The 23414-nt window shown below is 65.6% G+C and carries 21 protein-coding genes; 10 read left to right on the plus strand and 11 right to left on the minus strand.

Annotation, left to right across the window (positions count from 1 at the left end; translation table 11 throughout):
- The first annotated feature begins 291 nt into the window (after window positions 1-291).
- From NLN62_RS14820 to NLN62_RS14830, 3 genes are all read left to right on the plus strand, one after another.
- On the plus strand, window positions 292-1095 hold the full coding sequence (locus NLN62_RS14820; RefSeq protein ID WP_254109254.1) for a hypothetical protein: 804 nt from the start codon (window positions 292-294) through the stop codon (window positions 1093-1095).
- A 190-nt stretch (window positions 1096-1285) separates the two neighbouring features.
- The gene (locus NLN62_RS14825; RefSeq protein ID WP_027521460.1) at window positions 1286-2203 is read left to right on the plus strand and encodes a sulfite exporter TauE/SafE family protein; all 918 of its coding nucleotides are present in this window, start codon (window positions 1286-1288) and stop codon (window positions 2201-2203) included.
- Window positions 2203-2973 carry a TIGR02186 family protein gene (locus NLN62_RS14830; protein ID WP_027521461.1) on the plus strand — a complete coding sequence of 257 codons (771 nt, stop codon included), beginning with the start codon at window positions 2203-2205 and terminating at the stop codon, window positions 2971-2973. Before NLN62_RS14825 ends, NLN62_RS14830 begins: the two co-directional genes overlap by 1 nt.
- Before the next feature lie 218 nt (window positions 2974-3191).
- Here the strand turns inward: NLN62_RS14830 and NLN62_RS14835 are convergent, their stop codons facing one another.
- A complete protein-coding gene (locus NLN62_RS14835) occupies window positions 3192-3965 on the minus strand; it encodes an MBL fold metallo-hydrolase (protein WP_027521462.1) in 774 nt (257 codons plus the stop codon).
- A 12-nt stretch (window positions 3966-3977) separates the two neighbouring features.
- Window positions 3978-4904 (minus strand): DMT family transporter, encoded by a 927-nt coding sequence (locus tag NLN62_RS14840; protein ID WP_254109255.1) that lies wholly within the window; start codon window positions 4902-4904, stop codon window positions 3978-3980.
- Window positions 4905-5011: 107 nt separating this feature from the next.
- Here NLN62_RS14840 and NLN62_RS14845 point away from each other — a divergent pair, with 107 nt between their 5' ends.
- Window positions 5012-5875 carry a LysR family transcriptional regulator gene (locus NLN62_RS14845; protein WP_254113500.1) on the plus strand — a complete coding sequence of 288 codons (864 nt, stop codon included), beginning with the start codon at window positions 5012-5014 and terminating at the stop codon, window positions 5873-5875.
- An 11-nt stretch (window positions 5876-5886) separates the two neighbouring features.
- Here NLN62_RS14845 and NLN62_RS14850 read toward each other — a convergent pair whose 3' ends face one another.
- The 5 genes from NLN62_RS14850 to NLN62_RS14870 all read right to left on the minus strand — a co-directional run bounded on the left by NLN62_RS14850 (window position 5887) and on the right by NLN62_RS14870 (window position 12182).
- A complete protein-coding gene (locus NLN62_RS14850; protein WP_254109256.1) occupies window positions 5887-6294 on the minus strand; it encodes a hypothetical protein in 408 nt (135 codons plus the stop codon).
- A gap of 10 nt (window positions 6295-6304) precedes the next feature.
- Complete coding sequence (gene pdeM / locus NLN62_RS14855) at window positions 6305-7003, minus strand: ligase-associated DNA damage response endonuclease PdeM (RefSeq protein ID WP_254109257.1); 699 nt, start codon at window positions 7001-7003, stop codon at window positions 6305-6307.
- 57 nt (window positions 7004-7060) lie between these two features.
- Window positions 7061-9688: a ligase-associated DNA damage response DEXH box helicase gene (locus tag NLN62_RS14860; protein ID WP_254109258.1), complete on the minus strand. Its 2628-nt coding sequence runs from the start codon at window positions 9686-9688 to the stop codon at window positions 7061-7063.
- Between the two features lie 219 nt (window positions 9689-9907).
- Window positions 9908-11137 carry an ABC transporter substrate-binding protein gene (locus NLN62_RS14865; protein ID WP_027521467.1) on the minus strand — a complete coding sequence of 410 codons (1230 nt, stop codon included), beginning with the start codon at window positions 11135-11137 and terminating at the stop codon, window positions 9908-9910.
- Between the two features lie 118 nt (window positions 11138-11255).
- Complete coding sequence (locus NLN62_RS14870) at window positions 11256-12182, minus strand: class I SAM-dependent methyltransferase (protein ID WP_254109259.1); 927 nt, start codon at window positions 12180-12182, stop codon at window positions 11256-11258.
- Window positions 12183-12250: 68 nt separating this feature from the next.
- On the opposite strand from NLN62_RS14870, the gene NLN62_RS14875 reads away from it, so the two are divergent.
- From NLN62_RS14875 to NLN62_RS14895, 5 genes are all read left to right on the plus strand, one after another.
- Window positions 12251-13288: a ligase-associated DNA damage response exonuclease gene (locus tag NLN62_RS14875; protein WP_254113503.1), complete on the plus strand. Its 1038-nt coding sequence runs from the start codon at window positions 12251-12253 to the stop codon at window positions 13286-13288.
- Entirely contained in the window at window positions 13285-15204 is a 1920-nt protein-coding gene (locus tag NLN62_RS14880) for an ATP-dependent DNA ligase (protein WP_254109260.1), read from the plus strand. The genes NLN62_RS14875 and NLN62_RS14880 overlap by 4 nt, the downstream gene beginning before the upstream one ends.
- Before the next feature lie 368 nt (window positions 15205-15572).
- Complete coding sequence (locus NLN62_RS14885; protein WP_027521471.1) at window positions 15573-15878, plus strand: DUF6460 domain-containing protein; 306 nt, start codon at window positions 15573-15575, stop codon at window positions 15876-15878.
- Window positions 15879-15902: 24 nt separating this feature from the next.
- Window positions 15903-16637, plus strand: a complete 735-nt coding sequence (locus NLN62_RS14890; protein WP_254109261.1) for an MBL fold metallo-hydrolase — start codon at window positions 15903-15905, stop codon at window positions 16635-16637.
- A gap of 1 nt (window position 16638) precedes the next feature.
- Window positions 16639-17964 carry an MATE family efflux transporter gene (locus tag NLN62_RS14895; protein WP_027521473.1) on the plus strand — a complete coding sequence of 442 codons (1326 nt, stop codon included), beginning with the start codon at window positions 16639-16641 and terminating at the stop codon, window positions 17962-17964.
- A gap of 163 nt (window positions 17965-18127) precedes the next feature.
- Here the strand turns inward: NLN62_RS14895 and NLN62_RS14900 are convergent, their stop codons facing one another.
- The gene (locus NLN62_RS14900) at window positions 18128-19225 is read right to left on the minus strand and encodes a quinone-dependent dihydroorotate dehydrogenase (RefSeq protein ID WP_027521474.1); all 1098 of its coding nucleotides are present in this window, start codon (window positions 19223-19225) and stop codon (window positions 18128-18130) included.
- A complete protein-coding gene (locus NLN62_RS14905; RefSeq protein ID WP_027521475.1) occupies window positions 19222-19566 on the minus strand; it encodes a DUF952 domain-containing protein in 345 nt (114 codons plus the stop codon). Before NLN62_RS14905 ends, NLN62_RS14900 begins: the two co-directional genes overlap by 4 nt.
- 188 nt (window positions 19567-19754) lie before the next feature.
- Between NLN62_RS14905 and NLN62_RS14910 the strand changes: the two genes are divergently transcribed.
- Window positions 19755-20405 (plus strand): helix-turn-helix transcriptional regulator, encoded by a 651-nt coding sequence (locus NLN62_RS14910; RefSeq protein ID WP_027521476.1) that lies wholly within the window; start codon window positions 19755-19757, stop codon window positions 20403-20405.
- Window positions 20406-20617: 212 nt separating this feature from the next.
- Here NLN62_RS14910 and NLN62_RS14915 read toward each other — a convergent pair whose 3' ends face one another.
- Both NLN62_RS14915 and NLN62_RS14920 read right to left on the minus strand, forming a co-directional pair.
- On the minus strand, window positions 20618-22261 hold the full coding sequence (locus NLN62_RS14915; protein WP_254109262.1) for a lysine--tRNA ligase: 1644 nt from the start codon (window positions 22259-22261) through the stop codon (window positions 20618-20620).
- Between the two features lie 185 nt (window positions 22262-22446).
- On the minus strand, window positions 22447-23385 hold the full coding sequence (locus NLN62_RS14920; RefSeq protein WP_254109263.1) for a transporter substrate-binding domain-containing protein: 939 nt from the start codon (window positions 23383-23385) through the stop codon (window positions 22447-22449).
- Window positions 23386-23414: the final 29 nt, after the last annotated feature.

The raw sequence follows: 23414 nt of genomic DNA on the forward strand, positions 1-23414 counted from the left end.
CTCGATCTTGCCACAGACTCGCTGCACCTCTCCCGCTTGCGGGGGAGGTCGGCGCGAAGCGCCGGGTGGGGGCTGTCTCCACATTGGGAGTCTCGATTGTGGCGACACCCTCACCCCAACCCTCTCCCGCAAGCGGGAGAGGGAGCGCACGTCCCTCGTGGTTGGCAATCTCACCCCGTTCTAAGGCGAAATCCTCTCGCGACCTGCGGTTGCGCCGTCCTATACCTCGCTGCTGATGCCGTGTAGAACTGCGGGACACCCGCGCGCGGTATCCAGCAGCAAGAGGTCGCCTTGTCCGAGACTGATCGCCGGGAGGAAAGCTCCTTCCGCAGCTCTCCCACCGGTCCGCGTATCGCACCTCCGCGCGGTGCGGCCCGACGGCTGACAGTCGAGGGGCCGGTGCCCCTGCCGGCGCGCAGGCGGCTGTTCTGGTCGGTTGTCATCTTCCTGCTCCTGTCGTCAGGTGTGCTCATCCGTGCCTATCGCGACGTGTCGCGGCCCGAGGCCTGGGCCTACTGGAGAGACCAGTATGTCTCGCCGAGCCTGAGCTCGGCCGTCATCGCCAATGTCGATCTCGGCGGCGCCGCGCGCGGCCGGCGCGCACTCGCCGTCAGCGGCGAGATCGGGCCGGCAGCCGCGAACTGGCTGCGTGACCGGCTGGATGATGCGCATCTCGTCCCCGGCGATCTAGTCCTGTTGTCCTCGCCGGGCGGCAACCTCAACCAGGCCGTCATCATGGGCGAGGCGATCCGCGCGCGCGGGCTTTCGACCGCCGTCGGTGTCGCCGACGCCTCGGGCCGGGTACGGCCGGCCTATTGCGCCAGCGCCTGCGTGCTCGTCTATGCCGGCGGCAAGATCCGCTATGGTGTCGAAGGATCGGCACTCGGGGTTCATCGGTTCGTGAACACAGCCGCAGTCAGCGACCCCGTCGCCGACGCCCAGCGCACGGCCGGCGCAGTGCTCGGCTACGTGACGCGCATGGGCATCTCCTCCTCGATCGTCGAGGCCATGTCGCAAACCAGGGACGTGCGCTGGCTGGCGCCCGACCAGGCCCTGGCGATGAATTTGATCACGGATCCCGTCGGCAAGCGGTGAGGATCGGCTCGCGTTAATCTGAACTATTCACCATGCCGGGCGGTCCTGATCGGACCACGGGCGAAAACGCCGCACGCCGGAAAATTCCTTGTCCCGCCGCGCGCCAAATTCGGCTAATGAGGGACGCGGCAATCGTTCCGCCTTCCCGCGAGCATTCCGCAATCCGATCCGTCTCGCCGGAACGTGCCCGATGCAGCTTTACCTCCCCATCGCTGATCTGCCGGTCAATGTGTTCCTGGTGCTCGCGATGGGCGCCGCGGTCGGTTTCGTCTCGGGCATGTTCGGGATCGGCGGCGGATTCTTGATGACGCCGCTGCTGATCTTCGTCGGCATTGCACCGGCGGTCGCGGTCGCTTCCGTCGCGAGCCACATCGCGGCTTCGTCCTTTTCCGGCGCGATCTCCTATTGGCGGCGGCGCGCGATCGACCCGGCGCTCGCGACCGTGCTGTTATGTGGCGGCGTGACGGGCACCGCGCTCGGGGTTTGGACCTTCACGCAGCTGCGCGCGCTCGGCCAGCTCGATTTGATGATCGCGCTCTCCTACGTCGTGCTGCTCACGACCGTGGGCAGCCTGATGTTCTCGGAAGGCCTGCGCGCGATGATGCGGACGCGGCGCGGCACTGTCCCGCCGCGGCGCACGCACAACTGGATCCATGGCCTGCCGCTGAAGATGCGCTTCAAGCGCTCGAAGATCTATCTGTCGGTGATCCCCGTGGTCGTGGTCGGCATCATCATCGGCTTCATCGGCGCCATCATGGGCATCGGCGGCGGCTTTATCCTGGTGCCGATCATGATCTATCTGTTGCGGGTGCCGACCTCGACGGTGATCGGCACGTCGATGATCCTGACGCTGGTCACCATGCTGGTCGCGACCATGCTGCATGCGATGACCAATCATCTGGTCGATGCGGTGCTGGCGCTGATCCTGATGGTTGGCGGCGTCACCGGCGCGCAGTTCGGCGCACGCGCCGGGCAGAAGATCCGCGGCGAGCAGTTGCGGCTGCTCCTGGGCCTGCTCATCCTCGCCGTCGGCCTGCGCTTCGCCGTCGAGCTCGTGCTCCGTCCCGAAGACCTCTTCACCATCCGCGAGATCGGAGTGACGGGATGATCGCGCGCGCAATCATCGCTGCCCTCCTGATGCTTTTGCTCGGCGGCGCCGCGCGGGCCGAGCGGCTGATCGTGTCGGTCTCCAACCACCGCGTCACCGTGACGCCGAACTATTCCGGCGAGGAGCTGGTGCTGTTCGGCTCGGTGGAGAGGGATGCGGCAACGCCTGCGAATCGCAATGCCTACGATCTCGTCGTCACCGTGCTGGGCCCGCGCGCGGACATGGTGACGCGCCGCAAGGAACGAAAGTTCGGCATCTGGATCAACACCGACTACCGGCAATTCTTGCAGGTGCCGAGCTATCTCGCGCTGTTCGCCAATCGCCCCTTCGACCAGATCACCTCGCCCGAGATCGCGCGGCGCCAGCAGATCGGGCTCAACAACGTGCTGCTGACCCAGCGCGTCGGCACCGACTATGCCGACGTGGTGCCGGACGACGCGTTCCGCAGCGCCTTCATCCGCCTGCGCACGCAGCGCGGGCTCTACCGCGAGGATCCGTCGGCGGTGACGTTCCTGACGCCGACGCTGTTCCGCACCGGCATTCCGCTGCCCGCGGAAGTGCCGATCGGAACCTATGAGGTCGAAATCAAACTGTTCGCGAACGGCGCGCTCGTGACCAAGACCGAGACGGCGTTCGAGATCGTCAAGGTCGGCTTCGAGCAGTTCGTCGCCACCAGCGCGCGGCAGAACGGATTGGCGTATGGGCTGGTGACGGCCGCGCTGGCGCTGATGTGCGGCTGGGCGGCGTCGATCGTGTTCAGGAAGGATTGAGGCGGGCGCTCGTTATGGGCGCAGGTGGACACCAATATCTCGGAGTCGTCCTGGCGAAAGCCAGGACCCATTACCACAGGCTGTTGTTGTTAGAAAACGCGGTGGCCACGGCTTGCCGCAACAACTCGAAGTCGGGGTAATGGGTCCTGGCCTTCGCCAGGACGACGTTGGGGGAGCAGCTCGCCTTCGCTGTTCGCAGTGACAACAGCGGAGTCTGTTTAGGGCGCCTCGATCACCGTAGGTACGCCGGGCTCGAGCAGGCGCAGGCGCGGGCCGAAGCCGAGGACGTCGAAGGTCTTGCGCAGGTCCTCGCCGTTCTGGCGGAAATGCGCCCAGCCTTCGGTATGGACGGGCACGATCACCGCATCGGGAAAGGCGCGCGCGGTCTCGATGGTGTCGTTGGTGTCCATGGTGAGATGGAACGGCCCGCGCGTCTGCGCAGCGCCGGCAAAGGGCAGCACCACGCCGCAATCGAAGCGGCGCGCTACTTCCGCAACACCGTCGAACCAGGTGGTGTCTCCGCTGATATAGATCGCGCGGCTGTCCTTGTTGCTGGAGGACACGACGAAGCCGATGACATCGCCCGACAGTGGCTCGATGCCGGCCGGACCGTGGCGCGCGGGCGTTGCGGTAATCGTCAGCGTGTTGCCGTCGCGATCCCTGACCTGCGTCGTGTCCCATGGCGCAAGTCCTTCGACGTGACCGCCGAGCCGTCTTGCGCCCGCTTCCGTCGTCAGCACGCGTTTCACCTTGAAGAGCAGCTCGCGGCCGGAATTGTCGAGATTGTCAGAATGCTGGTCATGGCTGAGCAGCACGGCATCGACCGGGCCGATCGCGTCGGCTTTCAACGCCGGCCCGATCGTCTTCTCCAGCTTCACATGCGGCAGCTGATAGGCGCCCGGACCATCGAAGGTCGGATCGGTGAGGAGCCGGAAGCCGTCGATCTCGATCAGCGCGGTCGGGCCGCCGATCAGCGTGATGGAAATGGGCATGACGGGCTCCTGTTACGCGGCGGACCTGGTTGCGAGGGTTTGGGCGGGACGCGTCACGAGATAAATGCCGATCGCCACCGGAAGGATCCCGAAGAGATCGCGCGCCTCGACATGCTCCCCCAACACGAGGAACGCGAACAGCATGCCGAGCGGCGGCATCAGGAAATGATAGGCACTGGCCGCGGTCGCGCCACACACTTTGAGGAGATGGAACCAGAGCAGATAAGCGAGGATCGAGCCGCCGAGCACCAGGAAGGCGAAGGCGCCGAGGAGGCCGGGCGTGTACTGGATGGCGTGGACATCAGCGAACGTCAGCGCGATCGGCGTGAGCACGATGCCGGCCGCCATGTTCTGGATGCCGTTGCCGATCCACAAGCTGCCCTTCGGCGCGAACAGCTTGAACAGGATGGTGCCGGCGACGATGGAGGCGAGCGAGGCCAGCGTGAACATGATTCCGTGCAGGCTGTCGGTGCCGACCGCGAGGCGATGCCAGACGATGAAGGTGACCCCAACGACGCCGAGCAGGAGGCCGCTCGCCTTGCGCCAGGTCATGCCCTCGCCGAGCAGCAGCGCGGCGAGCGCCGCCGTGAATACCGGGTTGGCCGACACGATCAGACCACCGAGGCCCGCGGAGACCCATTGCAGGCCGGTATAGCCGAGCCCGAGATAGAGCGCGTTGTTGGCGATGCCGAGCACGGCGAACATTGCGGCATCACGCCAGGTCATCTCCCACGCATCGCGGCGCAGCGCCGAGACGCCGAGGATCAAGATGCCGGCGAGCGAAAAGCGCGCCGCGAGCAGGATCGGCGGCGGGCAATCGGTGACGCCCATCTTTCCGGCGACGAAGGCAAAGCTCCAGAGCAGGCAGAACAGGCCGATGTAGAACGGGAGTGGATTGAAGCGGCTGCGGGGGACGGCGAGCGAGGGGGCGAGCGACATTGCGGTTCTCTTGGCATTCTCCTGAGCCCTCGATCTAGGGACGCCCCTTGTCATTTGGAAATTAAATGATTAACTGCCGTCCAGTGGATTTATAAATGGAGGCTGATATGCTCGATCTGGAGCTCCTCCGCAGCTTCGTGTCCGTGGTGGATGCCGGCGGCTTCACCCGCGCCAGCGAACGCGTCCATCGCACGCAATCGACGGTCAGCCAGCAGATCAAGCGGCTGGAGGAGGATGTCGGCCAGGTGCTGCTGCACCGTGACGGCAAGGACGTGCGCCCGACGGAGGCCGGCGAGCGGCTTTTGTCCTACGCGCGCCGCCTGTTGTCGCTCGCCGAGGAGGCGCGTGACGTGCTCAGCGAGCCGGGCAGCGAAGGCGCAATCCGGCTCGGCATCCCCGAGGATTTCGCCGCCTATCGGCTGGCAAAACTGCTCGGCACGTTCTCGCGCTCGCATCCGGGCCTGCGGCTGGATGTGCGTGCCGACCAGAGCAGGAACCTGTCCCGCGACCTCGAACGCGGCGAGCTCGACCTTGCGCTGTTCAAGCGCGAGGCCGGCGAGAAGGGCGCGATCGCCGTGTGGCCGGAGCGGGTGCACTGGGTGACCAGCAAGAGCCATCCGATTCAAGCCGACGTGTCGTCGGTGCCGCTGATCGGCTTTCCGCTCGGCTGCCTCTATCGCGCCGGCGCCATCCACGCGCTGGAAAGCGCCGGCCGGCCCTGGCACATGGCCTATACGTCATCGAGCCTCGCCGGCATCCAGGCGGCGGTTGCCGCCGGCATGGGCCTCAGCATCTTGTCGGAGATGGCGATCCAGTCCGATCACCGCGTACTGACAGCGAAGGACGGCTTTGCGCCAATCAACGAGACGGAGGTCGCGCTGATGGCCTCCCCGGGTGCGAGCCCGGCCACGTTGCGGCTTGCGGATCGCTTGGCCGAGTTCTGCGACACGGTACAGGCGAAGGCAGCGTAGCGAGCCGACGGCTACGTGGGGTCGACCAAAGCTTCTTTGGCCAGCACCCAGCCAGAGAGGCCATACGACGAACTTAGAATGAAGCCTTTGACGCCCTTTTCCGCGAGCACCTGCGCCGCAGTAGCCAAATCGGCCGCCCACGGCCCTGGGGCGCCCGCCATACGATAAGACTCCGCGATCGCGTAGCCATACTCTGCCAACACTTGCTCAATGGAAACCACCGCCAGTGAGAAGACGATGTTTCCAAATGCGTCGTCCTCGAACTGGTATCCCTCGACACCATTGAAAACGATGGTGCAGGGCCGCTGTTCGCGCTTCGCAGCGTCTCTGGGATCCGGTCTTGTGTGAAGTTTGATCTGGCGGGTTTCGCAGTTCACCTCGTACGAAACGACGAAATCATCGTGAAGAGAGGGCAGCATGGTCGTTCCCTCAACAACACCGCGACGCCGCGATGGCGTGCACGCGATTGTCGCCGAGAAGATGCGCGGTGAAGTGGCGCGCGCCAAAGACTTTTGCGAAGGCCGCGTCGCGGATGCTGAGGCCGCCGGCATAGGCGCCGAAGGCCGGCATCACGGCGCGCATTCCGTCGGAGGCGAAGCAGCGCCGCTCCATGGAGCGGCCGCGTGCGGTAACGCGCGCCTTGGGATGGAGATGGCCGGCGATCTCGCCGCACGCGCCGGTCGGCTCGTGACGGAAAATGATCGGGCCGATCGCGACTTCGTCGGCGACGGTGCCACCGAGATCGCGCGGCAGCGCCGGGTCGTGATTGCCTGAAATCCAGATCCAGTCGCGGCCGCTCTGGAGCGAGGTCATGGCGTCGCGATCCTCAATCGACAGCCGCTCATGGGCGCTGCGATCATGAAAACTGTCGCCGAGCGCGATCACGATCCGCGGATCGTGCCGCGCGATCACGGCCGCAAGACGACTGAGCGTGGCGACCGTGTCATAAGGCGGCAGCAGCACGCCGCGCGCAGCGAAGCTCGAGCCTTTTTCCAGATGCAGGTCGGAAACGACGAGCAGGCGCTGCTCGTCCCAGAACAGCGCGCCGGAGAGATCGGCATGGAACGATGCGCCGGCGACGTCCAGCGTGCGCGTCGACGTGATCGAAATGGCCGCCTGCTCGGTCAAGGCCGGGCTTGACGACTTGGCAGGAGTTGCGCCCCAAGGATTCATTCTGCGGACAGTCTACGACATCGCCTCTTTGACGAGCTCGTCGGCGGCCTCCGCCAGCAGCTCGTCTGCAGCTTCGCCATAAACTGACTCGCGGCCGATTTCCAGCATCACGGGGACGGCGAGCGGGGAGACGTGGTCGAGTTCCCGGTGCGTGATGTGGCCGTGGATGCGCGCGAGCATGTCCCCGAGCCGGCGCAGGTCGAGCAGGCCGGTCGCGGCATCGGCGCGCGCGGCGCGCAGCAGCATGTGATCGGCCTGGTGCTTGCGCAGGACGTCGTAGACGAGATCGGTCGAGAACAACACCTGCCGGCGGCTCTTGTCTTCATCCGTGAAACGGCGCTCGATCAGGCCGGATATCAGCGCACAGTTGCGGAACATCCGCTTCATCAGCGCGGATTCGGCGAGCCAGGCCTCGAGGTCGTCGCCGAGCATATCAGGATCGAACAACGCGTTGAGATCGAGCTGGCCATTGCGGATCATGAAGGAGGCATCACCCAGCCCCCAGATCGCGACCGCATATTCATTGGCGACGAAGCCGAGCGGCCGGGCGCGGGCGCGCTCCAGCCGGCGCGTGAGCAGCATGCCGAGCGTCTGGTGCGCGAGCCGCCCCTCGAAGGGATAGCAGATGAGATAGTGCTTGTTGCCGCGCGGAAAAGTTTCGACCAGGAGCTCGCGCACCGCGGGCACGCGCGAAACATCCTTTTGCAATGACAGCCAGTCGCGCACCTGCTCCGGCAGGGCACCCCACGCGCGCTTGTCATCCAGCAGCCGGCGCACGCGCTCGGCCAGATAAGTCGACAGCGGAAACTTGCCGCCCATATAGGACGGCACCTTGGGATCGGCGTCATGGGCGCGGGAGACGTAGACCTGGTCCTCGGCCAGTGCCTCATAGCGCACCACCTCGCCGCCGAACACGAAGGTGTCGCCGGGGCTAAGGCCCTCGATGAAATATTCCTCGATCTCGCCGAGCACGCGGCCGCCGCGCGCAATGGCGCCGGTCGAGCCTCCCGCTTTTCCTTGCCCCGTGGAGCGCGAGCGCACCAGCCGGACTTTCAGCATCGGCTCCTCGACGATGGTGCCGACATTGAGGCGATAGCTCTGCCGCACTTTTGGATTGGCGACGCGCCAGCGGCCCTGCTTGTCCTGCTTGATGCGCGCGAAGCGTTCATAGGTTTTCAGCGCGTAGCCGCCGGTAGCGACGAAATCGACGACGTCGTCGAAATCCTGCCGCGACAGATCGGCGTATGGCGCCGCCGTGCGCACCTCGTCATAGAGCTCGTCCGAGAAGAACGGCTCGCCGCAGGCGCAGCCGAGCACGTGCTGCGCCAGCACGTCGAGCGCTCCGATGCGTAGGGGCGGCGTATCCTGCGCATTCTCCGCGATTGCGTCGATCGCGGCGCGACACTCCAGCACCTCGAACCGGTTGGCTGGCACCAGCACCGCGCGCGAGGCCTCATCGAGGCGGTGATTGGCGCGGCCGATGCGCTGCATCAGGCGCGAGCAGCCTTTTGGCGCGCCGATATTGATGACCAGATCGACGTCGCCCCAGTCGACGCCGAGATCCAGCGACGAGGTGCAGACCACGCCGCGCAGTTTTCCCGCCGACATCGCGTCCTCGACCTTGCGGCGCTGCGCAACGTCGAGCGAGCCGTGATGCAGCGCGATCGCAAGTCCGTCGTCGTTCATGCGCCAGAGATCCTGGAACAGCATCTCGGCCTGGCTGCGGGTGTTGACGAAGACCAGCGTGGTCTTGTTCGCCTTGATCAGCTCGTAGACCTCGGCCAGCGCATGGCGCGCAGTGTGGCCGGCCCAGGGCAGGCGCTCGCTCGTATCCAGCATCTCGACGATCGGCGCCGCCGCGCCGCCGGCCATGACGATATCTGCGGCGGCGGCCTTTCCGGCCGGCTGCGGCATGAGGAATCGCGCCAGCGAGTCCGGCTCGGCCACCGTCGCCGACAGGCCGATCATGCGCATCTCCGGCGCAAGCCGCCACAGCCGCGCAAGCCCGAGCGACAGCAGGTCGCCGCGCTTGGAGGTGACGAGCGCATGCAACTCGTCGAGCACCACGCGCTTGAGCGATGAGAACAGGAACGGCGCATCGTCGGAGGACAGCAGCAATGCGAGCTGCTCCGGCGTCGTGAGAAGGATGTCCGGCGGATAGCGGCGCTGGCGCTGCCGCCGCGACACCGGCGTGTCACCCGTGCGGGTCTCGACCTTGATCGGCAGTCCCATCTCGGCAATCGGCCGCTCAAGGTTGCGCGCGATGTCGACGGCGAGCGCTTTCAGCGGGGAGATGTAGAGGGTGTGCAAACCGCCGCTGCGCTGAACGGCGCGGCCGGTGGAGATGATCTTGTGTTTGTCGTCGGCAGGCAGGGCTGCCCGTGGCCACCCCCCTCCCCGGCCCTCCCCCACAAGGGGGGAGGGAGAAGAGAGTTCGACCAGCGTCGGCAGAAATCCCGCCAGCGTCTTGCCGGCGCCGGTTGGTGCGATCAGCAGCGCGGAGCGACCCTCGCGAGCCTTTTCCAAGAGCGCCAATTGATGCGCGCGCGGCGACCAGCCGCGGGCCGCGAACCATGTCTGGAAGCGGTCGGGCAACGGTGCGGCCGGCTCGGCCGAGGCGGTGAGGATACGGGGCGGCACGGCGATAGAGGTAAGCCGTGGGGACGGGTTCGTCGAGGGGTGGGTTCTTCGCCTCGCCCCGCTCGCGGGGAGAGGCCGGAATTCAAGCACAGCTTGAATTCCGGGTGAGGGGGAGCTTCCACGAGTCCATCTATCACCGTGAATGCGGATGCAGCCCCTCACCCCGACCCTCTCCCCGTAAGAACGGGGAGAGGGAGAGGCGGCGTCAGCGCGCGCCCGCTACTCCGTCACGGGCTTGTCGGAGACCTGCCAGTCCTTGCCGTTGAAGGTCGAGATGAACAGTGTCTTCATCGGCGTGTAGTCGTCGGGCGTGTAGCTGTAGTCGACGCCGTCGAGGAAGAACGGCGAATGGAAGCCCTTGAGGTTCGCGGCCTGCTTCAGCACATTTTCGCGCGTGAGCTCGTCGCCGCAGCGGCGCAGGATCTCGCCCATGCTCACCGCCTGGCCGTAACCGGCATAGGCGATGGTGTTGTCGGGATCGACGTTTGGCAGATAATTCTTGCGTAACGTGTCGAACGCGATCACGTCCTTGTCATTCTCCCAGGGGCCGGGGCCGGCGTCCTTGGAATAGCGGATCGCGACGATGCCGGATGCGTTCTCGAAGCCGGCGGCGCCGAGGATGGATTTGCCGGTCGAGCCCGCCGAGAGCAATTGCAGCGGCTTCCAGCCGAGTTCGGCCGCTTTCCGGATCGACTGCGACGACGCCTTGCCGGTGGAGATGTTGTAGAAGACGTCGGCGCCCGACTTGGAGAGATTGATGAGTTGGGAATCGATGGTCGGATCGGTCAGGTCGTAGGTCTGCTCCAAAATCACCTGCGCGGTGCCGCCGGCATCCGCAAGCACCTTCTTGAAGGGCCCGAGGAAGTCGCGGCCGAAATCATCGTTCTGGTAGAGGATGCCGATCCTGGCATTCGGCTTCACGCTGATGACGTGCTTGGCGAGAATGCGCGCTTCGGTCGGATAGAGCGGCAGGCCCGCCATCGTCCATTTGAATTCCTTCGGGTTGTTCCACTTGGACGCGCCGGTATTGAGCAGGAGCTGCGGCACGCCCTTGGAATTCAGATATTTATGAACAGCGGTCTGCGGCGCGGTACCGAGCGAGCCATAGAGCGCCAGCACCTCCTCCTGCTCGACGAGGCGCCGCGTCGCCTCGACGCATTTCGGCGCGCTGTAGGCATCGTCCATGGTGAGGAATTTGACCTTGCGCCCGTTGATGCCGCCCTTCTCGTTCAGCATCTGGAAATAGGCTTCGCCGACACGACCCAGCACGCCATAGAGCGAGCCGGGGCCGGAATGCGGCACGGTCTGACCGATCTTGATCTCGGTGTCGCTCGCGCCCGCATCATATTTCTTCTCCGCAGCCCAAACGTAGGGCGCCGGCAAGGTCGAGGCTGCGATTGTGGCAAATGCACCGGCGCTGAAATCGCGCCGCGATGGATTTTTTGTCATTGGCGTTGTCTCCCTGATGCTGCGCATTGTGCGGACATCAAGGCACGCATCGCAAGTGGCAAGGCTGCGCTTTTGCGGCGCAATGACGCTCAATTTGCCGCAGCCCCAGCGCCTAGACTCAAGTTTTCTCGGCAACGATGACGAGGCCGCGCACCGGCTCGTTGTTCTCGTTTCGCGGCGAGGCCGGCGCCAGTGTCAGCAGCTTGAGGCCGGCATTCGCGATCGCAGCCTGCACATATTCCGCCGCATGGGCATAGCGCAGCCCCTCGCCCAGGACGACGCCGCTGCCGTCATGCGTCTCGAGCGTGAAGGCGAGCGTACCGCCGGTTGCGAGCACGCGCGTTGCTTCCATCAACACCGGCGCGAGATCGGACAGATACACGAACGCATCCGCAGCCACGACCAGACTCGCGCTCGCGTCCGGCTTGCTGCGCAGGCCGTCGATCATGTCGGCGACCTCCAGCTCGGCATAGAGGCCGGTGGCGCGCGCCTCCTTGATCATGCCGGGCGAAAGATCAATGCCGATGAAATGGTCGACCTGCTTTGCGAAGGCACTGGCCGCGAGCCCCGTGCCGCAGCCGAGATCGATCGCGCACTTGAAGTAGGCCGGCTTCTTCGCGGCGACGCGCGCGGCCAGCACCGCCTTGAAGATCAGCGCGGGGGCGCGATAGCCGAGATCGTTGATCAATGCATGCTCGAAGCGCGGCGCGTATTGATCGAACAGCGCCTGCACATAGGCTTTCGGCATCTCCGCCATCTGTGCCTCGCCGAGCCGCATCAGATGCAGGCCGGCGCCATGCTGGTCCTCAGGATCAGAGTCGCGCGCCTTGCGAAACGCCGCGGTCGCCTTGTCGCGCTCGCCGAGCTGCTGAAAGATTTCGCCGAGCGTGAACCAGGCCGATGTGAAGTTCGGCGCGAGCTCGATCGCCTGCTCCAGCAGGTCAGCTGCGGCCGGCAAATCGCCCTTCAGCTGCAGGTCGCGCGCGAACTCGAAACGGCGGTCGGCCATCAGATCGCCGGAGGACAGGAACAGACGCAGGGGCATTTTTGGAACCAGAAGACGACGCGGGCCAATGACTCGAATGAAACGGGCGTGCAGCCTATATGACAGAAATGCGCCCGCAAGACATCCTGTTGCCAACTGCTGCCGGCCTGTGCTGCAAGCCGGGCGGCTTCCATATCGATCCTGTCCGCCCGGTCGAGCGCGCCGTGATCACCCACGGCCATTCCGACCATGCGCGTGCCGGCCACGGCGTCGTGCTGGCGACGCAGGAGACGCTGGACATGATGCGCCTGCGCTATGGCGAGAACTTTGCCGGCACGACGCAGGCGATCCGCTATGGCGAGGAGATCCGGCTCGGCGACGTCAAGGTGAAGTTTCACCCCGCGGGCCACGTGCTGGGCTCGGCGCAGATCGCGGTGACCTGTAAGGACACCTGTATCGTCGCCTCCGGCGACTACAAGGACGCGCCGGACCCGACCTGCGCGCCGTTCGAACTCGTGCCCTGCGATGTCTTCATCACCGAGGCGACATTCGGCCTGCCGGTATTTCGCCACGGCGATGCGGCGGACGAGGTGAAGAAGCTGCTCGCCTCCGTGGAGCTGTTTCCGGAGCGCGCGCATCTCGTCGGCGCCTATTCGCTCGGCAAGGCGCAGCGCGTCATCGCACTGCTGCGCGCGGCCGGATACGACACGCCGATCTATCTGCATGGCGCGATGGAGACGATCACGCACTATTACCAGAGCCGCGGCATCGCGCTCGGCGAGCTACGCCCGGTGAAGGGCACGAAGAAGACCGATCTCGCCGGCACCATTACGCTGGCACCGCCCTCCGCCACCTCCGATATCTGGACGCGGCGGTTTCCCGATCCGGTCACGGCATTTGCTTCGGGCTGGATGCGGGTGCGCGCGCGAGCGCGGCAGGGCGGCGTGGAATTGCCGCTGGTGATTTCCGACCATGCCGATTGGGACGGCCTCACCGCGACGATCGCCGCGACCGGCGCCGGCGAAATCTGGGTCACGCACGGCCAGGAAGACGCGCTGGTGCATTGGTGCAAGAGCAAAGGATTGCGGGCCCAGCCGCTCGATCTCGTCGGCTATGGCGACGAGGAGGAGACCGAGACGCAGCTCGCAAGCGAGGCCGAGGCATGAACCGCTTCGCCCAACTGTTGGACCGTCTCGCCTACGAGCCCGGCCGCAACAACAAGCTGCGGCTGATCACCGGCTATTTTCGCGAGGTCGGCGATCCCGACCGCGGCTATGCGCTGGCGGCGCTGACCGGCGCGCTGAGCTTCAAGCACGCCAAGCCTGGGCTGATCCGCGACCTGATTGCGGCGCGTACCGATCCGGTGTTGTTCGGGTTGTCGTATGATTACGTTGGTGATCTCTCGGAAACAGTTGCGCTGATGTGGCCGAAGGGCGTCGTCAACGACAACCAGTCTTTCCTGGGCGACCCCCCTCCCCCGCCCTCCCCCGCAAGGGGGGAGGGAGCGCAGCGCGACGCGGGGCGACATGAGAGCGACACGTCGAACAACAAGTCTGAAGCAGTGGTGAGCGAAACCGTTACGGTTGTCGACGTATCGTCACGTGATGCAGGCACAGCTTCCACCGCTCCCTCCCCCCTTGCGGGGGAGGGACAGGGAGGGGGGTGCCCCGGGGGAGATGACAGCCACCATCTCCGCCCACGCAACCACAACCACCCGCCGCCACCAACCCTCACCGACGTCGTCACCACGCTGCGCACGCTCGGCAAGACCGAGCTGCCGGGCCAGCTTGCGCGCTGGCTCGACGAGCTCGACGAGACCGGCCGCTGGGCGCTGCTCAAACTCGTCACTGGCGCGCTTCGCATCGGCGTATCCGCACGCCTGGCAAAAACCGCGGCGGCCGCACTCGGCGACAAGGATCCGCATGAGATCGAGCTGATCTGGCCCGGCCTCGTCCCGCCCTATCTCGACTTGTTCGCCTGGCTCGAGGGCCGCGCGGAAAAGCCCGTCAACCGCGACCCCGCGCCGTTCCGTCCCGTCATGCTCGCGCATGCGATCGAGGACTCAGATTTCCAAAGCCTTGATCCCGCCGACTACGTTGCCGAGTGGAAATGGGACGGCATCCGCGTGCAGGCGGTGGCGGGCCGCAACGATCGCGGCCACATCACGGCGCGGCTCTATTCGCGCACCGGCGAGGACATCACGGGGAGCTTTCCGGACCTCGTGCCCTCGCTGCACCTGCCCGGCGCGATCGACGGCGAGCTGCTCGTCGTGCGCGACGGCCGCGTGCAGAGCTTCAACGTTCTCCAGCAGCGCCTCAACCGCAAGGTAGTCTCGCCAAAGCTGATCAAGGATTTTCCGATCCACCTGCGCGCCTATGATCTGCTCGGCGACGACGAGAACGATCTGCGCGAGCTGCCCTTTGCCGAGCGGCGCCAGCATCTCGAAACCTTCATCAAGAAGCTGGGCGATTCCCGCATCGACCTTTCACCGACCGTGCCCTTCGATAGCTGGGACGCACTCACCGCCGCGCGCGCCGATCCCGCAAGTGCCGGCGCCGGCGAGGATGCCGAGGCCGTCGAAGGCGTCATGCTGAAGCGGCGCGATGCACCCTATTTGCCGGGCCGGCCGAAGGGGCAATGGTGGAAATGGAAGCGCGACCCGCACATCATCGATGCCGTGCTGATGTATGCGCAGCGCGGCCATGGCAAGCGCTCGTCCTATTATTCCGACTACACCTTTGGTGTCTGGACGGGAGGCGAAGGCGGCGACGAGCTGGTACCGGTCGGCAAGGCCTATTTCGGCTTCACCGACGAGGAGCTGCTCGAGATCGACCGCTTCGTCCGCCGCAACACCACGGAAAAATTCGGCCCCGTGCGCCATGTTGTGCACGAGCCCGACAAGGGGCTGGTGCTCGAGGTCGCCTTCGAAGGATTGCAGCGCTCGCCGCGGCACAAATCCGGCGTCGCCATGCGCTTTCCCCGCATCAGCCGCCTGCGCTGGGACAAGCCGCCACGCGAGGCGGACCGGCTGGAGACGCTGGAAAAGATGCTGAAGGCGGAGGTGGCGGAGATTGAGGCGTGAAAGCGCAATGAGGCTGGATTGCGGCCAGGACGGCGGTGCCCCCTCTCCCGCTTGCGGGAGAGGGTTGGGGTGAGGGTGTCTCCGCATTGGGATTCCCCCAGAGGCGAGAGCCCTCACCCGGCGCTCCGCCATAGCCGAGGCTTTGCATCGGCGTTCTTTTAAGAGGAACGGCCGCCGGTGGCGGCCTGCGCCTCTCCCGCAAGCGGGAGAGGTTGCACCGAGCCTGCGACACGATCATCCCGCAACCAAGGCGTACTCCGCTTCCCGAATTAAAATCCCGTAAGCCGATTGACGGCCGGATGCGGGTTCCCCATCTGCCTCGCCGTGCCCTATAATGGGGATCGAATCCGCTGAGGAGTTTTTTTGAGATGGCCAACGACGTCAGAGATTTGCCGGCCGGCCACAGCGATGGCCTGAACCGCTTTCTCGGTGGCTCGCCGCTGGCGGTCGCATTCCGCCTGATCCTGCTCTCGATCCTGGTCGGCGTCGTGCTCGCTGCGATCGGTTTCGATCCCTGGAATATCATCCACAGCATTCGCCTCCTGTTCCAGCGGCTGTGGGACCTCGGCTTCGACGCGGTCAACTGGCTGTGGCGCTACTTCCTGCTCGGCGCTGTCATCGTGATCCCAGTGTGGTTTCTGTCGCGCCTGTTCGGCGCGCCGCGCGGCCGGTAGATTGGGAGAAGGAGTGCGCAGCCGATGCAATTGCGCTTTGTCGGCTGCGGCGATGCGTTCGGCTCGGGCGGCAGGGCCAACACCTGCTTTCACGTCACGGGGAGGCAGGTCAATTTCCTGATCGATTGCGGTGCCTCCTCGCTGCCGGCCTTGAAGCGGCTCGAGATCGATCGCGACGAAATCGACCTGATCCTGATCACGCATTTCCACGGCGATCATTTTGCCGGCCTCCCGTTCTTTCTGCTCGACGCGCAGTTCTCCAGGCGGACGCGACCGCTGGTGATTGCCGGCCCGCAAGGCATCGAGATGCGGCTCGCGCAGGTGATGGAGGCGCTGTTCGAGCACTCATCGAAGACCAAGCAGCGCTTCGAGCTTTCCGTCGTCGCGCTCTCGCCCGGCGAGAGCCGCAGCTTCGGTGGCGTGACGGTGACGCCCTATCCGGTCGTGCATGGCGAGTCCGGTGGGCCGTTCCTCGGCTATCGCATCGAGGCCGAAGGCCGCGTGCTCTCCTACAGCGCTGATACCGAATGGACGGAGACGCTCATTCCGCTGGCGCATGACGCGGACCTTTTCATCGTCGAAGCCTACATGTACGAGAAGGTGGTCAAGAACCATCTCAGCCTGAAAACCCTGGAACAGCATCTGCCCGAGATCGGCGCCAAGCGGCTGGTCCTCACCCATATGAGCGAGGACATGCTGTCGTGCCTTGATGACGTGCCGCATCTGGCGGCGGAGGACGGCATGATGCTGGTGTTCTGACATGCACGCACCGGTTCATCCCAGGGTCACCACAAGACAGGTGTTCGCCATCGCAGGCCCGGCGATGGTCGCGAACCTCACCACGCCGCTGATCGGCGTGGTCTCGACCACCGCGATCGGGCGGCTGAACGACGCCGCGCTGCTCGGCGGCGTCGCCATGGCGTCGGTGATCTTCGACTGCCTGTTCTGGCTGTTCGCCTTCCTGCGCATGAGCACGCTCGCCTTCACTGCGCAATCGCTCGGCGCCGGCGAGTCGGAGGAGAAGAGCGCAATTCTCGTGCGCGGCTTCATCGTGGCCGGACTGATCGGCGTCGCGCTGATCGCGCTTCAGGTACCGCTCGGCGCCGTGCTGTTCAGCCTGATGGGCGGCAGCGAGGGCGTGACGCGCGCGGCAAAGACCTATTTTGCGATCCGCATCTGGTCCTCGCCGCTGGCCTTCGCCAACTACGTCGTGCTCGGCTGGCTGGTGGGACTTGCCCGCGCCAATCTGGCGCTGCTCCAGCAGATCGTGATCAACCTCATCAACGTGGCGGCGACCGTGCTCCTGGTGCTCGTCTACGACACCGGCATTGCGGGCGCGGCGATCGCCGCTGTGATCGCGGAGGCCGCGGGCTTCCTGCTCAGCGCGATGGTGGCGCGGCGTCTCGCCAAAGGTGGTCTCGCCATTCCCCGCGCGCGGTTGTTCGACCGCGCCAAGCTGATCCGGATGCTGTCGGTCAACTCGGACATCATGGTGCGCACCGCCGCGCTGATCACCGTGTTCCTGTTCTTCACCGCCAAGGGCGCGCGGGCCGGCGATGTCACGCTCGCGGCCAATGCGGTGCTGAACAATTTCCTGCTGGTCAGCGCCTTCTTCCTCGATGGCCTCGCCAACGCCGCGCAGCAGCTCTGCGGCCGCACTTTTGGCGCGCGCGATGCGCGCGGCTTTGCCGATTCGACGCGGCTGGTGCTGCTCTGGGGCGTCGGCTTCGCGCTGGTCGTCGCGTTGCTCTTTGCGCTGTTCGGCCCGGCACTGATCAACCTGATGACCGCGAGCGAGGAGGTCCGCCGCAGCGCGCGCGATTTTCTCGTCTTCATCATCCTGGCGCCGCTGCCCGGCGTGTTCGCCTTTGGTTTCGACGGCATTTATGTCGGCGCGACCTGGGCGCGCGAGATGCGCAATCTGATGCTCGCCTCGCTCGGAATTTTTCTGGGCACGTGGTGGGCGCTGCAAGCGTTCGGCAATGCCGGACTGTGGACCGCGCTGCTCGGCTTCTATGTCGCGCGCGGCGGGCTGCAGGGCCTGCGCTATCCGGCGCTGTTTCGGGCGACGTTCGCCAAATCATGACCATCGTGTCCCGGACGCGGTGCGGCATGCCCCGGCGATGCGAAGCATCGTCCGATAATGCCGCTCCGCAGAGCCGGGACCCAGCGACTATGGGCCCCGGACCAGCAGCGCACCAAGCCAGCGAAGAGCGGCGCGCTGCGCTGCATCCGGGGCACGAGACCTTCTACATCCCCGGCCAGTCCTCGGCCGTGAGCGTGGCGGCGTCGGCGCCGACGATCTCGGACAGCGAGTCGCGCCCGGTGCGCAGCAGCGTCGAGGCGAGATCGCGCTTGATCTCGTCGACAAGGCCGAGGCCCTTGTAGACAAGCGACGAATAGAGCTGGATCAGGCTCGCGCCGGCGCGGATTTTTGTCAGCGCCGCACCGCCGCTATCCACGCCGCCGACGCCGATCAGCGGGAACGCGCCCTCGACGCGCACATAGGTCTCCGCGACCATGCGCGTCGACAGGCGAAACAGCGGCCGGCCGGAGAGACCGCCCTGCTCCTTCGCGCGCATCTGCTCGCGCAGCGTGCTCGGCCGCGCGATCGTCGTGTTCGACACGATCATGCCGTCGACCTTCCGCGCGCGGGCGACCTGCACGACGTCGTCGAGCTGGGCGAGGCTCAAATCCGGCGCGATCTTGAGCAGCACCGGCGTATCGCCGGCCGTCTCGCGCACGCGCTCGCGCGCGTCGATCACGTGGGCAAGGAGATCGTCGAGCAGCGCGCCCTCCTGCAAGTTGCGCAGGCCCGGCGTGTTCGGCGAGGAGACGTTCACGGTGAAATAGCTCGCGACCGGCGCAAACGTCTCGATCAGCTTGACGTAATCGGCGACGCGATCGGGCGAATCCTTGTTGGCCCCGACATTGACGCCGACGATGCCGCCGTTCTCAGCGCGCGCCGCAAGGCGCCGCAGCGCGATCGTCGCGCCGTCATTGTTGAAGCCCATGCGGTTGATGACGGCTTCATCGCGCTCCAGGCGAAACAGCCGCGGCCGCGGATTACCGGCCTGCGGTTTCGGCGTCACCGAGCCGATCTCGACGAAGCCGAAGCCGAGCCTGAGCAGTGCGTCCGGCACTTCCGCGCTCTTGTCGAAGCCCGCGGCCATGCCGATCGGATTGGGAAAATTCAGGCCGAAGGCCCGCACCGCCAGTTTCGGATCATCGGCGTGCGGCTTGGTCGGCGGCAGGAAGCGCAGGCCCTGGATCGCCAGGCGATGCGCATCCTCCGGATCGAGCCAGCGCAAGACAGGCAGCGAGAAAGCATCGAACGCGCGGATCACGGTGCAAGCTCCGGAATGTCGTGATTGCCGTCGGAGCGCATAGCGAGATTGATGATCGAGATCACCGCACCGAGATCGAGCTCGCCATAGAGATGCGGAAACAGCTCGTCGTTGCGCGAGCGCTCCCAGCGCAGGGCGTCGCCGAGCGCATCGCCGTCGATCTCGACCAGGAACAGGGCGCGCTGCCCGAAGAAATGCTTTCGCGCGGTCTCGGGAACCTGGGCGGCGGTGGAGAAATGGATGAAGCCGTCGCGCGCGTCATCCGCGCTGCCCCGGTACACACCCTGCCGTTCGGCCTCCCGCCAGGCCGAAGCGGCACAAATTTTATAGATCTTGACCACCTGTTGCGGTGTCCTGCTTACGCTTGCTCGTTGAGTCTCTTGGGGTTTTCGCTCCCCAAGGGTCCCAGACCCGGGCGCGACCGTAAAGGCGGCACCTTTCGAACTCAAGACTTGGCTGCCGCCTCTTGCACCGAAAACGGAAAACCGGTTCATTTGAGGCTAGTTTTCCTAGGCGGGCCGGATCGAGGATGATCAGACAGGCCAAAGCGCAGAGGATGCTGACTCACGAGCAGATCTGGGGAGCCCTGGATCGGCTCGCGGCGCGCGCCGGGCTGTCGCCGTCGGGGCTTGCCAAGCGGGCGGGGCTCGATCCCACCACCTTCAACAAGTCCAAGCGCGTGACCTCCGACGGCCGGGAGCGCTGGCCCTCGACCGAATCGATCGCCAAGGCGCTCGCGGCGGCCGGCTCGTCGATCGAGACCTTCGTGCAGCTGATCGGCGATGGCGTACGCGACGGCCGCTCGGTACCGCTGCTCGGCTTCGCGCAGGCCGCGACAAGCGGCCATTTCGACGAGCAGGGCCTCCCCGCCGGCAAGGGCTGGAGCGAAGTCGCGCTGCCCTCGGCGGAGGACGATCACAGCTTTGCGCTTGAGATTTCCGGCGATGCGCTCGCGCCCTATCGCGACGGCGACGTCATCCTGGTGTCGCCGGGCACGCCGATCCGCAAAGGCGACCGCGTGGTGGTGAAGACGAGGGCCGGCGAAATGCTGGTGAAGGCGCTGAAGCGCCGCACGGCGAAGTCGCTGGAATTGCAGTCGCTCGATGGCGCGCAGAACGAGCGCACGCTTGCGGTTGCCGATGTCGCCTGGATCGCAAGGATCGTGTGGGCGAGCCAGTGAGGGGCCGATGTGGCGCCTCAACTGCGCGATGTCGTCCTGGCGAAAGCCAGGACCCATTACCCCAGGAGGTCGTTTGGCGAAGACAACTCGTTTGGGACTGCGACCAGACGCAGTCGATAGATTCCGCGGTATGGGTCCTGGCTTTCGCAAGGACGACATCGGGGAGATAGTGCTTCCCGGATTTCGCTGCGTTCCATCCTGGCTACACGCCCTCACGCACTCCTCGCCAGCGCGCCGTCGATCATGTTGACGGCGTTCTGGATGCCGTAGACGGCGACGAAGGAGCCGAAGCGCGGGCCTTTCTCCTGGCCGAGCAGGACCTGGTAGAGCATGTTGAACCAGTCCAGCGTCACGCCGGGACGGCCATCCTTGCCCTTCTTGACCTGGTCGAGGAACGGCTCGCGGCGGCCGATCTCGTAGACCACGTTCTGGATATCCTCCGCCGAGGCGTCCTGCGGCAATTGCGAGAGCGCATCGCGCAGGTCCTGCAACGCGGCGCGCTCGCTATCGGTGGGCTCGCGGAACTGCTTCGTCGGCGCGACGAAGTCGCGATAGTAGTTGATGGCGTAGCCGACCATCGCGTCCAGCTTCGGATGCGTCTGCGGGCTCACGCCGGGGCGATAGCGGCCGATGAAGCCCCACAGCGTCTCGGCGTTTTCGGCGTTCGACGACGACACCAGCGTGAGCAGAAGCTGGAAGGTGACGGGCATGTCGGCCTTCGGCGGACGGCCGTCATGGATGTGCCAGACGGGATTGCCGAGCTGCTGCTTGGCATCCTGCCGCGAAAAGCCGTCGAGGAACTGCTGATAGTCGTCGACGTTGCGCGGGATGACATCGAAATAGAGCCGCTTGGCGGCCTTCGGCTCGCGATACATGAACAGCGACAGCGATTCCGGCGGCGCATAGCGCAGCCATTCGTCGATGGTCAGTCCGTTGCCCTTCGACTTCGAGATCTTCTGGCCCTTCTCGTCGAGGAACAGCTCGAAATTGAAGCCTTCGGGCGGCGTGCCGCCGAGCGTCCTCGCAATGGCGCCCGAGAGCTTCACCGAGTCGATCAGATCCTTGCCGGCCATCTCGTAGTCGACGCCGAGCGCGACCCAGCGCATCGCCCAGTCGGCCTTCCACTGGCACTTTACATGGCCGCCCGTGACCGGCGTCTCGACCTCTTCGCCTGTATCAGGATCGACGTAAGTGACGGTGCCGGCAGCGACGTCGCGGCGGATCATCGGCACCTGCAAGACGACGCCCATGGTCTTGCTGATGGGCAGAAACGGCGAATAGGTCGCGCGGCGGTCGGGCCCGAGCGTCGGCAGGATGATCGCCATCACTTTGTCGTAGGCGGCGAGCATCTTCAGCAGCGTCGCGTCGAACCGGCCCGAGGTGTAGTAGTCGGTTGCGCTGGCGAACTCGTAATCGAAGCCAAAGCTGTCGAGGAAGGCACGCAGGCGGGCATTGTTGTGGTGCCCGAACGACGGATAGTCGTTGGAGAACGGATCCGGCACCCGCGTCAGCGGCTTGCCGAGATGCGTCGCCAGCATCTCCCTGTTGGGCACGTTGTCGGGGACTTTCCGAAACCCGTCCATGTCATCGGAGAAGGCGATCAGCCGCGTCTTGATCTTGTCCTCGGTCAGCACGCGGAAGGCGTGACGCACCATGCTGGTGCGCGCGACCTCGCCGAAGGTGCCGATATGCGGCAGGCCGGACGGGCCGTAGCCGGTCTCGAACAGCACCTCGTCCTTCGGGCTCTTCTTCAGCCGCGCGACAAGCGCCTTCGCCTGCTCGAACGGCCAGGCGTTGGATTGTTCGGCGAGCGCACGAAGATCGCTCGGGCTGGCGGCAGGATCAATAACGGACATTCAAGGGGCCTCCGGGCCGCGGAAAATAGCGATTTCCGCGCAGAATGCAATTTTGTGGAGCGATACAACCTCACACGCCGTCATTGCGAGCGAAGCGAAGCAATCCAGAATCTTTCCGCGGAAACACTCTGGATTGCTTCGTCGCTGCGCTCCTCGCAATGACGGCGGAGGTGGCAGCGACTGACCTAAAACGGGCTCACCGAGAAGTACCGCAGCCACAGATCGGTGTAGCGGCCTTTTTCCCAGACGCGGAACAGCGCCCAGTTCAGCGCCTGCCGCAACAGATCGTTGCCCTTGCGCACGGCGATGCCGACGCCCTCGCCAAAGAAGCGGCTCTCGACGAAGGGGCCGCCGGAGAAGGCGCAGCAATCGCCGGAATCCGTGCCGTTGATCCAGAACGCCAGCGAGATGGCGTCGCCGAAGATGAAGTCGACCTCGCCGCGGCGGAGCGCGGTGCGCAAGGCCTCGTCATTGGGATAGCCGTGCAGCTCGGCATCGGTGAACATCGCCTTGAGATACGCTTCATGGGCGGAGCCCGCGATGACGCCGACCTTCTTGCCCTCGAGATATTCGGGACGGATCTCCTGCATCACCGCGTCCTTGCGCGAGGCGAAGCGCGCCGGCACGCGATAATAGGGATCGGTGAAATCGGCGCGCGCACGGAGCTGCGGGCTCACCGCCATGGACGCGATGATGGCATCGCCGCGGTTCGAGGAGAGCGCATCGACCAGCGTCTCGAAGCGGCGCATCTGCACCGTGCAGGTGACCTTGATCTCCTCGCAGAGCGCACGGGCGAGATCGACGTTGAAGCCGGCCGGATTGCCGTCGGCGCCGGTGTAGTTGAACGGCGGATAGTCGGTCTCGGTCAGGAAACGGATCACCGTCAGGCGCGACAGGTCCGGCCGTTCGGGCCGGCGGCGCGGGTCCCAGAAGCCGGGCACGGCCTGGGGAGCCGCTTGAGGCGAGACCTGCGGGGAAACCTGGGGAGCACCGGGCGCTGGCTTGGCCGGGGTCTGCGCAAGTGCGCCGGACGCAGTCGACAACAGGCAGGCGCCGGCTGCCGCCATCCCGATCAGGAGGCGGCGGACAGTTTTGAGCGATTTCGCCTGTTGCGATGGGGCCATCGGCTTGAGATTAGCGGGATTTCGTTGAG

The organism is Bradyrhizobium sp. CCGUVB23 (genome assembly GCF_024199885.1).
Lineage (GTDB): Bacteria > Pseudomonadota > Alphaproteobacteria > Rhizobiales > Xanthobacteraceae > Bradyrhizobium.

What these genes read in the sequence shown, in the direction of transcription:
- NLN62_RS14845 (WP_254113500.1), top strand. Translation starts at nt 5,012, where the DNA reads ATGCTCGATCTGGAGCTCCTCCGCAGCTTCGTGTCCGTGGTGGATGCC.
- NLN62_RS14920 (WP_254109263.1), bottom strand. Translation starts at nt 23,385, where the DNA reads ATGGCCCCATCGCAACAGGCGAAATCGCTCAAAACTGTCCGCCGCCTC.
- NLN62_RS14850 (WP_254109256.1), bottom strand. Translation starts at nt 6,294, where the DNA reads ATGCTGCCCTCTCTTCACGATGATTTCGTCGTTTCGTACGAGGTGAAC.
- NLN62_RS14910 (WP_027521476.1), top strand. Translation starts at nt 19,755, where the DNA reads ATGATCAGACAGGCCAAAGCGCAGAGGATGCTGACTCACGAGCAGATC.
- NLN62_RS14885 (WP_027521471.1), top strand. Translation starts at nt 15,573, where the DNA reads ATGGCCAACGACGTCAGAGATTTGCCGGCCGGCCACAGCGATGGCCTG.
- NLN62_RS14840 (WP_254109255.1), bottom strand. Translation starts at nt 4,904, where the DNA reads ATGTCGCTCGCCCCCTCGCTCGCCGTCCCCCGCAGCCGCTTCAATCCA.
- NLN62_RS14895 (WP_027521473.1), top strand. Translation starts at nt 16,639, where the DNA reads ATGCACGCACCGGTTCATCCCAGGGTCACCACAAGACAGGTGTTCGCC.
- NLN62_RS14835 (WP_027521462.1), bottom strand. Translation starts at nt 3,965, where the DNA reads ATGCCCATTTCCATCACGCTGATCGGCGGCCCGACCGCGCTGATCGAG.
- NLN62_RS14875 (WP_254113503.1), top strand. Translation starts at nt 12,251, where the DNA reads ATGCGCCCGCAAGACATCCTGTTGCCAACTGCTGCCGGCCTGTGCTGC.
- NLN62_RS14880 (WP_254109260.1), top strand. Translation starts at nt 13,285, where the DNA reads ATGAACCGCTTCGCCCAACTGTTGGACCGTCTCGCCTACGAGCCCGGC.
- NLN62_RS14870 (WP_254109259.1), bottom strand. Translation starts at nt 12,182, where the DNA reads ATGCCCCTGCGTCTGTTCCTGTCCTCCGGCGATCTGATGGCCGACCGC.
- NLN62_RS14890 (WP_254109261.1), top strand. Translation starts at nt 15,903, where the DNA reads ATGCAATTGCGCTTTGTCGGCTGCGGCGATGCGTTCGGCTCGGGCGGC.
- NLN62_RS14865 (WP_027521467.1), bottom strand. Translation starts at nt 11,137, where the DNA reads ATGACAAAAAATCCATCGCGGCGCGATTTCAGCGCCGGTGCATTTGCC.
- NLN62_RS14825 (WP_027521460.1), top strand. Translation starts at nt 1,286, where the DNA reads ATGCAGCTTTACCTCCCCATCGCTGATCTGCCGGTCAATGTGTTCCTG.
- NLN62_RS14915 (WP_254109262.1), bottom strand. Translation starts at nt 22,261, where the DNA reads ATGTCCGTTATTGATCCTGCCGCCAGCCCGAGCGATCTTCGTGCGCTC.